The sequence below is a fragment of the Dietzia cercidiphylli genome, from assembly GCF_014145145.1.
GTDB classification, from domain to species: Bacteria; Actinomycetota; Actinomycetes; order Mycobacteriales; family Mycobacteriaceae; genus Dietzia; species Dietzia natronolimnaea.
The window spans coordinates 1-8,689 of record NZ_JAALEA010000126.1 but is presented as its reverse complement, the minus strand read 5'-3'; the positions used below and the strand labels follow the sequence as shown (position 1 = coordinate 8,689).

The 8,689-nt window shown below is 71.5% G+C and carries 9 protein-coding genes; 7 read left to right on the top strand and 2 right to left on the bottom strand.

Going from position 1 to position 8,689, the window contains the following annotated elements; translation table 11 throughout:
* The 4 genes from G6028_RS05305 to G6028_RS05290 form a co-directional block, all read left to right on the top strand.
* On the top strand, positions 1-643 hold a 643-nt coding region (locus G6028_RS05305), incomplete at its 5' end, for a Rossmann-fold NAD(P)-binding domain-containing protein (RefSeq protein ID WP_182658257.1).
* A gap of 91 nt (positions 644-734) precedes the next feature.
* Positions 735-1,400: a TetR/AcrR family transcriptional regulator gene (locus G6028_RS05300; RefSeq protein WP_241730559.1), complete on the top strand. Its 666-nt coding sequence runs from the start codon at positions 735-737 to the stop codon at positions 1,398-1,400.
* A gap of 128 nt (positions 1,401-1,528) precedes the next feature.
* The gene (locus G6028_RS05295) at positions 1,529-2,563 is read left to right on the top strand and encodes an AurF N-oxygenase family protein (protein WP_182658256.1); all 1,035 of its coding nucleotides are present in this window, start codon (positions 1,529-1,531) and stop codon (positions 2,561-2,563) included.
* Positions 2,563-4,143 carry an FAD-dependent oxidoreductase gene (locus G6028_RS05290; protein WP_241730558.1) on the top strand — a complete coding sequence of 527 codons (1,581 nt, stop codon included), beginning with the start codon at positions 2,563-2,565 and terminating at the stop codon, positions 4,141-4,143. The genes G6028_RS05295 and G6028_RS05290 overlap by 1 nt, the downstream gene beginning before the upstream one ends.
* A 49-nt stretch (positions 4,144-4,192) precedes the next feature.
* Here G6028_RS05290 and G6028_RS05285 read toward each other — a convergent pair whose 3' ends face one another.
* Positions 4,193-5,029, bottom strand: a complete 837-nt coding sequence (locus G6028_RS05285; protein WP_182658255.1) for an SDR family NAD(P)-dependent oxidoreductase — start codon at positions 5,027-5,029, stop codon at positions 4,193-4,195.
* 309 nt (positions 5,030-5,338) lie between these two features.
* Between G6028_RS05285 and G6028_RS05280 the strand changes: the two genes are divergently transcribed.
* Complete coding sequence (locus G6028_RS05280; RefSeq protein ID WP_182658254.1) at positions 5,339-6,541, top strand: oxidoreductase; 1,203 nt, start codon at positions 5,339-5,341, stop codon at positions 6,539-6,541.
* Positions 6,542-6,564: 23 nt separating this feature from the next.
* On the opposite strand, the gene G6028_RS05275 is transcribed toward G6028_RS05280, so the two are convergent.
* Positions 6,565-7,239, bottom strand: a complete 675-nt coding sequence (locus G6028_RS05275) for a TetR/AcrR family transcriptional regulator (RefSeq protein ID WP_179523822.1) — start codon at positions 7,237-7,239, stop codon at positions 6,565-6,567.
* 80 nt (positions 7,240-7,319) lie between these two features.
* Here G6028_RS05275 and G6028_RS05270 point away from each other — a divergent pair, with 80 nt between their 5' ends.
* On the top strand, positions 7,320-7,925 hold the full coding sequence (locus tag G6028_RS05270; protein ID WP_179523823.1) for a GNAT family N-acetyltransferase: 606 nt from the start codon (positions 7,320-7,322) through the stop codon (positions 7,923-7,925).
* Entirely contained in the window at positions 7,922-8,512 is a 591-nt protein-coding gene (locus G6028_RS05265; protein ID WP_179523824.1) for a GNAT family N-acetyltransferase, read from the top strand. The genes G6028_RS05270 and G6028_RS05265 overlap by 4 nt, the downstream gene beginning before the upstream one ends.
* Positions 8,513-8,689: the final 177 nt, after the last annotated feature.

The window sequence follows — 8,689 nt, the reverse complement described above, 5'->3', positions numbered from 1 at the left end:
GGCGGGCGCGTCCGCGATGCGCGACGCGATGGCCGCGGCCGGCGTCCAGCGGTGCGTGTACGTCTCCGGGCTCGCCCCGTCCGGAGGCCCCGGGGAGCCTCTCTCCCGGCACATGTCCTCCCGACTCGAGGTCCAACACCTGCTCTCGGACGGACCAACGCCGGTGTTCACCCTGCGGGCCGGCATCGTCCTGGGCTCCGGTTCGGTGGGCTTCGAGATGATGCGCACCCTGTGTGAGCGGTTGCCGGTCCAACCGGTCCCCCGCTGGATGCGCGGCGGCCGCGTCGAGCCGGTCGCCGAGCGTGACGTCGTCGAGGCCCTGTGTCACGCCCTCGAGGTGGCTCCCCGCACCGGGCACGGCGACCTCGGTTGCGGGGAGGCGCTGACCTACCCCGCGCTGCTGCGCAGGTTCTCCCGGGTCGCCGGGCTCCCGACACTCCGCGTCCCGGTCTTCGGGGTGCCGTGGGATCTGGTCGCGGCGGGATTGTCCCCGCTCATGGACGTGGACGCCGGGACCGTCGCCGGGCTGATCGAGAGTCTCCGCCACGAGATGGTGGCCGCCGGCCCGGCGACGGACCTGCTCCCCCCGGGGTGGGAGATGACCGGGATCGACGACGCCATCCGTCGCGCGCTCGGGGACTGACGGTGTGGTCCGGACGCGACGTCCCGGGTCCCGCCACACCGGGTCATTCCACACCCCGGCGCGAGCGCGCCCGGTGAGGGACAATCGACCGATGCCCGCGAATCTCCCGTTCACCGCCGCGACCTTCATCCGCGCCGCCCTGGACCGCCACGTGCCGAGCGGCACCACGGACGACATCGGGGAGAAGCTCCTCGACGCGGCGGTGCGGCAGTTCGAGCTCTTCGGCGTGACCCGGTCGACGATGGGGGACATCACGCAGCGGTCGGGCCTGTCCCGGATGACCCTCTACCGCCGGTTCGCCAACAAGCAGGAGCTCATCAACGCCGTCCTGCTCCGCGAGTCCGGACGCATCCTGGCCGGGCTGAAGCAGGAGATCGACCGGTACGACGACGTGGAGTCCAAGCTCACCGAGGGCTTCCTCTACACCGTCGAGACCCTGCGCGCCCACGGGCTGCTCAACCGGCTCCTCGAGAGTGAACCCGAGGTCGCCGTCCCGTATCTCACCGTCCGGGCCGAACCCCTGGTCAGTAGCAGTGCCGAGTTCCTCGCCTCGGAGATGGCCACCAGCCTCGACGACTCCCGGTCGCACGACGAACTGCTCGTGGCCGCCGAGGTGACCGTCCGTCTGGTGATCTCATTCGTCCTCACCCCCTCCACGACCATCGATCTGGACGACCCCGACGTGGCCCGGGAGTTCGCCAGGAGGCACCTGGGCCCACAACTCCGCGGTGGGCGGGGACATTCCGACGGTGCGTAGGCGGTAGGCGCCCGGGCGTTGACACGAGGGCCCGCGCTGCCTAGCCTCAGTTACAAAGAGACCTCAAATGTCACTCTGTACTCCGAGGCTCTCTCCGACCCACATCGTCGGAAACGAAAGGGATCGCCATGACCGCACCCACGCCCACCACCGCCCCCTCACCCTCGGCCCCGACTGCGGCCCCGACCCCGAGCAGCTCCCGCGAGGAGTATGACGCCGCCCTCCTCCGCCTGTCCGAGGCGTCGGTCCGACGCCACTTCGACGCGTTCGTCGACGTCCCCTGGGATCACCCCGACTTCCGTGTGGACCGCACCGACGAGCGCTGGGTCCTGCCCGCGGACGTGGATCCGCTGGGCGCCCACCCCTGGTACCAGGCGTTGCCCGTCGAGACCCAGATCGAGATCGGGCTGTGGCGCCAGGCCAACATCATGAAGGTCGGGCTGCAGTTCGAGAACATCCTGATCCGCGGGATCATGCAGTACATCGCGAACCTGGACAACGGGTCGGCCGAGTTCCGGTACCTCACCCACGAGGCGACCGAGGAGTGCCACCACACCCAGATGTTCCAGCAGGGCGTCAACATCATCGGTGCCGACGTACCCGGGTTGCCCCGCTGGATGCGCCGGGTCTCGCCGATCATCCCGTGGTTCGCCTCCCTCACCCCGGTGGGCTTCTTCATCGGCGTCCTCGCCGGCGAGGAGCCGATCGACCACACGCAGAAGCAAATCCTGCGCGGCGCGGACGAGCTCCCGCCCGTCTTGAGCCGCATCATGGAGATCCACGTGGCCGAGGAGGCGCGGCACATCTCCTTCGCGCACACCTACGTCGCCCGCCACGCGCCCCGGATGAGCCGCGGTCAGATCTTCGCGGTCTCCCTGGCGTTCCCCGTGATCATGCGGGTGCTGTGCGATGCCATCCTCAAGCCGACCAAGGAGTTCCGCGACGAGTTCGACGTTCCCCGCGAGGTCATCGACGAGCTGTACTGGGACAGCCCGCGCTCCCGCGAGTTCCTGTCCGACCTCTTCTCCGACGTGCGCATGCTCGCGGAGCAGTCCGGACTGATGAACCCCCTCGCACGGCGTGTCTGGCGGGCGCTGAAGATCGACGGCCGCGCCTCCCGCTACCGCAGCGAGCCGCCCGTCTCGTACGCCGCCGCCGTCTGATGCCCCACGTCGTCACGCAGGCCTGCTGCGCCGACGCGTCCTGCGTCCACGCGTGCCCGGTCAACTGCATCCACCCGACTCCGGACGAGCCGGACTTCGCCACCGCCGAGATGCTGTACATCGACCCGGACGTCTGCGTGGACTGTGGGGCGTGCGTGGGAGCGTGCCCGGTCGGGGCGATCGTCCCCGACGACCGCCTCGCCCCTGGCGAGCAGGTCTTCCTCGACCTCAACGCCGTGTTGAGCACGCCGTCTCGCCCGTACCCGCCCCAGGCGCCGGTCCCCCCGATCCGCCGTCTGGTGCGGGACCGCGGCCCCGCGGGGGAGCCACTGCGGGTGGCGATCGTCGGAGCCGGCCCCGCCGCTCTGTACACCGCCGACGAGCTGCTCAGGCAGCCGGGCGTCGAGGTGACCGTCTTCGATCGCCTGCCCGTCCCCCACGGCCTGGCCCGGCACGGCGTGGCCCCCGACCACCCGAGGACCCGGTCGGTCACCGACCTGTTCGCGCTCATCGAGGCCCAGGCCGGATTCACCTACCGGCTGGGGGTGGAGATCGGCCGGGATGTCACCGTGGACGAGCTCGCCGCCGCCCACGACGCCGTGGTCTACGCGACCGGGGCCAGCACCGACCGCCCCCTCGAGATCCCGGGCACCGGGCTCCCCGGGAGCATGTCCGCCACGGAGGTGGTGTCCTGGTACAACGGCCACCCCGACCACGTCGAGGCCCGGGTCCCGCTCGACCACGAGCGGGCCGTCATCGTGGGCAACGGCAACGTCGCCCTCGACGTCGCCCGGATCCTCGCCACCCCTGCGGAGTCCCTCGCCGCGACCGACATCTCCCCTGTCGCCCTGAAGGCCCTGCGGGACAGTCGCATCCGGGAGATCGTCGTGCTGGGTCGACGCGGGCCCGCCCAGGCCGCGTTCACCCTTCCCGAGCTGGTCGGACTGGCCTCGCGTGACGACATCGACCTGCGCGTCGACGCCCCGGACGGGATCGACCCGGGAGCGGAGTCCGATCCCCAGCGATCCCTCATGCTCGACTGCCTCGCGGAGGTGGCCGCCCGCGCGCCGCGGACCGGTAGCCCGCGGATCGTCCTGCGTTTCCAGACCGCACCCGTGGAGGTCGTCGGTACAGAGCGCGTCGAGGGACTGCGGATCGCGGGGACGGAGTTGACCAGCCTGGACGGCGACGTGCGCGCGATTCCCCGCCCGGGAACCGAGGAGGTCCTGTCCGCGGGGCTGGTCCTGCGTTCGGTCGGGTACCGCGGGGTGCCAGTGCCGGGCGTGCCGTTCGACCCCGTCACCGGGACGATCCCCCACCGCGACAGCCGCGTCCTCGACCACCCCGGCGGGTCCGAGGTCCCCGGCGCCTACGTGGTCGGGTGGATCAAGCGCGGTCCCCGGGGGTTCATCGGGTCCAACAAGACCTGCGCCCGCGAGACGGTCGACGCACTGCTCGCCGACGCCAACGCCGGGCTGCTCGGCCGCTCCGGGGTGCCCGAGGGCACGGGGCTGCCCGATCGCTCAGGACAACCCGATCGTGCGGGGAGCCGGTGGTCGCTCGTCCCTCAGCGTCGGTGACCGGGGCGCCGCACCCTGGGGGCAGGTCGGTGAGGCGCGCGGGCCCGGCTCAGTAGAGGTAGTCCTCGCCGCTCGCCCGGACCGTGATGTCGCTGATGCTGATGCCCCACGGCTGGTCGATCACGTGGACCACCGCGTCTGCCAGGTCGTCGGGCGTGATGAGCCAGTACTTGACCGAATCGGCGTCGGTCAAGTCCGCGGGCAGGTCGCCCGCGGCCAACGCCGCCAGGTTCGATCGGAACGTGTCCGCGCGCTGGCCGACCATTCCGGTGATCGCCTTGTCGTTGACGATCCAGCTCGCGAGGTTGGTGCCGGCGACCCCGGTCGGCTTGACCGTGGTGACCTTGATCCTGCCCTTGGTCTCCATCCGCAGGGAGTCCGAGAGGGTGGTGACGGCGGCCTTGGTCGCGCTGTAGACGCCGGAGCCGGCGATCCCGGCATTGCCGTAGATCGAGGAGATGTTGACGACCTGTCCGCGCCCCTGTTCGATCATCTGGTCGTAGACGGCGGAGATGCCGTTGACGACCCCCTTGATGTTGATGTCGATGGCCTTGAGCCACCTGGGCAGCGCCCGCTCGTGATCGGCGAAGTAGGCCAGCGGCATGACCCCCGCGTTGTTGACCAGGACGTCGATGGCGCCGAACGCCTCCACCGCGGCGGAGGCGGCCGCCCTGACCTGCTCGGTGTCGGTGACGTCGGCGACCCGGGCGAGCGCCGAACCACCGGCGGCCGTGATGCCGTCGACCACGCAGGCGAGTCCCTCGGCGTCGATATCGACGCCGACCACGTGCGCACCGCCCGCGGCGCATTTCTCCGCGATCAGCTTGCCGAACCCACCCCCGGCCCCGGTGATGATGACGACTTTGCCGCTGAGATGTCCGGACACAGATGACCTCCAGAGTGTGTTGCGGCGCGGAGGCGGCCGCATCGTCGCGAGCCTATCGGCCGGGCCTCCCGGCGGGTCCTCCTCCTTCCGACGACCGGGCGGCCGATCACGGGCTCTCCCGAGGCAGGATCGACGGATGTCGCGAGGCGCGGCCCCGTACCCGACCCCGTTGGTCCCGGCGGAGGCGATCGGGCGGATCGCTCTCCACACCGTGCCGGACTTCTCTATTATTGACAGTTGTCAAGTGATGGCGTCGCCGGGCCCGGGTCCGGCACCTCGCCCTCACCGGAGAAGAAGAGGTCCCACGAGATGACGTCATCGGTCGCCACCACGCGCGAGGCGCTGTTCCGCCCCCTGCAGGTCAGGTCCATGCAACTGGCCAACCGCCTGGTCATGTCGCCCATGACGCGGATGGGCTGCCCGGACGCCCTGCCCGACGAGGTGAACCGCGACTACTACGCCTCCCGCGCCGCCGGCGGGACCGCGCTGATCGTCACCGAGGGAATCGGTGTGGACCACCCGACCTCGGTGGACCACGCCTGGATCCCGCGCCTCGACTCACCCGCGTCCGTGGCCGCCTGGCGGCAGGTCACCGACGCGGTCCACTCGGCCGGGGGCCGCATCCTCGCGCAGCTGTGGCACGTCGGCCCGCTCTGGGGCGCCAACGCCCGTTTCGACCGGGCCAATCGGGACCGGCTCATGGAGATGCACCCGATGCGACCGTCCGGACGGTGGGGCACCCCGGGCGTCACCACCTATTCCGAGCGGAGCGTCGCCCGGTGGTCGCCGGAGGTCGCGCCCATGACCGAGGGCGACATCACCGCGGTGATCGACGCGTTCTCCCGTTCCGCCCGGCTGACGATGGAGGCCGGATTCGACGGCGTGACCCTCCACGGCGGTCACGGGTACCTCCTCGACTCGTTCGTCTGGGCCGACACCAACCGGCGGACCGACACCTGGGGCGGCGACCTGGCGTCGCGCAGCCGGTTCCCCGCCGCGGTGGTCGCCGGGGTGCGCGAGGCGATCGGTCCCGACGCCCCGCTGTTCTACCGCTTCTCCCAGCACACCCAGCAGGACTACACCGCCCGCAAGGCCACCACGCCCGAGGAGCTGGGCGTGTACCTGGGAGCCCTCGCCGACGCAGGGGTGGACCTGCTCGACGCCTCCACCAGGCGGTTCAACGACCCGGCATTCCCGGACCTGGAGGGCGACGACGGCGAGGTGTCCCTGGCCGGATGGGCCCGCCGTCTGACCGGGTTGCCGACGGGCGCGGTCGGAGGGGTGGGGATCGGGGCCTCTCTCCGCGAGCAGAAGTCCGGGGCGCCCGCCCACACCGCGGACAACATCGATGCCGTGGCGGGCTGCCTGGAGGCCGGCGAGTTCGACCTCATCTCGGTGGGCCGGCTCCACCTGGCGGATCCGGCGATCGCCACCGTCCTGCGCACCGGGGCCCCGTTGCCTGAGTTCGTCCGCGAGATCCACGAGATGCCGCTGCGCAGCCCCGAGGGCTGAGGCCCTCACGGACGCTGCGGCGCTCAGGACATCGGTGGACCGCCCGGTTCCGCGCCGCCGCCCAGCCGCTCGATCCCGTCGTGCATCAGCTCCACGGCGGTGCGGAAGACGACGCCGGGGTCGATCCCGCGATAGTCGTCCAGGAACGCCGTGGTGAGCGGATAGTCCGCGGCGGGCAGCCCCGCGATCTCCGCCGCGGTGGCCTCGTCCACGGGAGCGACCATCCCGAGGGCCTCCGCCGTGGCCAGTCCGAGGACGGTCGCGTACCAGCCCACCGTCACCGTCACCACCTGCGGACGCGGAACCCCGGCGCCCAGCATCGCCGCGTGGACCACCTCCGTCGTGGCGTAGTCGGCCGACCCGGTGTGGGTGAACTGCTGGAGCAGCGGGAACGTCCGGGGATAGGCCCCGGCCAGAGCGCGGTACTGCTCCGCCAGGTGGCGCAGTGTCGCCCGCCAGGGCGCCCCGGGCGGGGCGGGCCGCACCTGACCGTCGAGCCACGACGCCATGGCCCGGGTAAGTCCCTGCTTGGACCCGAAGTGATAGGCCACCGACATCGCGTCACACCCCGCCGCGCGAGCCACACCGCGCATGCTGAACGACTCCTGCCCGCCCTCCTCCAGCACGCCGACCGCCGCCTCGACTATCCGGGCGGGGGACAACCCCCTGGGCCCACGTCCGGCGTCGCGCTCGACCATCAGTCCCCCCACTTTCGGGCCGACGGGCCCGACACGATTTTTCTACATTGTAGAATAAGCAGAGATCGAGGGAGGAAGTCATGGTGGAAGTCAGACCGGCGGCGGCCTCCGATGCGCAGACCATCGGGGAGATGCTCGGGCAGGCGTTCGGCGCCGATCCGGCGTGGGCACAGTTCTTCCCCGACGAGGCCTCACGGCCAGCGCGCCTGACCGCGCACTACCGGCGCCAGGTGAGTCGACACCCGGACCGGGTCGACGTGGCCGTGGAGAACGGGCAGACGTTGGGGGCGTTGCTCTGGGAGCCTCCCCACCGCGAGGCGGGACGATGGTCGCGGTGGGGAAAGAGGGGCGCGGCGATTTTCCGGCTGCTGATCTCGCCCACCGCGCGCCGTGGAGCGGCCCACACCCGCGCTGTCGACGCACATCGGCCGTCGGAACCGCACTGGTACTTCCACGACATCGCCACCGGGCCCCGGGCCCGCGGGAAGGGGATCGGGTCGGCCCTCCTGCGCCACCGCCTGGACATCATCGACCAGGGTGGGCCGGAGCCGGTGTTCCTCGAGGCGACCACCCCGGGGAGCCGCCGGCTGTACGAACGCTTCGGCTTCCTCCCCGTGGGCACGGTGCCCACGGGGTCCGGCCAGGAATCCACCGCGATGATCCGACCCGCAGGAGCCCAAAAATGAGTGACCCCCGCCTCGCCTCACCGGACGATCTCGCCCCCGCAGCCGAGACCCTGGCCCAGGCGTTCGCCGACTACCCCTGGACCCGACACGTCATCCCGGAGGAGGGATACGCCGAGCGCCTGCTCACACTGCAGCAGCTCTATCTCGAGCACGCCCACCGGCACGGGATCGTCGCGGTCACCGAGGACCGGTATGGCGTGATCGCGCTCCTGCCCCCGGACGCGCCGGACCCCGACGACGCGGCCGTCGATCAGATCGTGGCCCTGCACGGTGATCGCATCGGGAGGCTGGGCGACGGATCGCCGCCGCACGACGGGTGGAGCCTGGAGACCGTCGGCGTACGCCCCGCCGCGCAGGACAGACGGCTCGGTAGCGCCCTGATCGTCTTCGCGCTCGCCGAGGCGGCACGTCGAGGCGCCCGTGCCGTACGGCTGGAGACCTCGGACGAGCGGAACGTGCGGCTGTACGAACGGCACGGGTTCCACGTGACCGGACGCCGCGACCACCCGGACGGGCCACCCGTCTGGGACATGGAGGTCGACGACATGAAGGTCGACGACATGGACGCCCACACCCGCACCACCTGACCGCTCGCCACGGCGGCCGGGGAGGTCGGCGGGGTGAGGGAGCGGTGACGTAGGTTCTACGTCGTGAACGGCTACTGCGACCCGATGGCGCAGTGGCGCGCGGTGGCGGTGGTGCTCGCGTCCGTGCTCACCGCCACGGTCGCGCACACGGCCGCCGGGGGCTCGGCGCCCGGCCCG

What these genes read in the sequence shown, in the direction of transcription:
- G6028_RS05300 (WP_241730559.1), top strand. Translation starts at nt 735, where the DNA reads ATGCCCGCGAATCTCCCGTTCACCGCCGCGACCTTCATCCGCGCCGCC.
- G6028_RS05295 (WP_182658256.1), top strand. Translation starts at nt 1,529, where the DNA reads ATGACCGCACCCACGCCCACCACCGCCCCCTCACCCTCGGCCCCGACT.
- G6028_RS05290 (WP_241730558.1), top strand. Translation starts at nt 2,563, where the DNA reads ATGCCCCACGTCGTCACGCAGGCCTGCTGCGCCGACGCGTCCTGCGTC.
- G6028_RS05280 (WP_182658254.1), top strand. Translation starts at nt 5,339, where the DNA reads ATGACGTCATCGGTCGCCACCACGCGCGAGGCGCTGTTCCGCCCCCTG.
- G6028_RS05275 (WP_179523822.1), bottom strand. Translation starts at nt 7,239, where the DNA reads ATGGTCGAGCGCGACGCCGGACGTGGGCCCAGGGGGTTGTCCCCCGCC.
- G6028_RS05270 (WP_179523823.1), top strand. Translation starts at nt 7,320, where the DNA reads ATGGTGGAAGTCAGACCGGCGGCGGCCTCCGATGCGCAGACCATCGGG.
- G6028_RS05265 (WP_179523824.1), top strand. Translation starts at nt 7,922, where the DNA reads ATGAGTGACCCCCGCCTCGCCTCACCGGACGATCTCGCCCCCGCAGCC.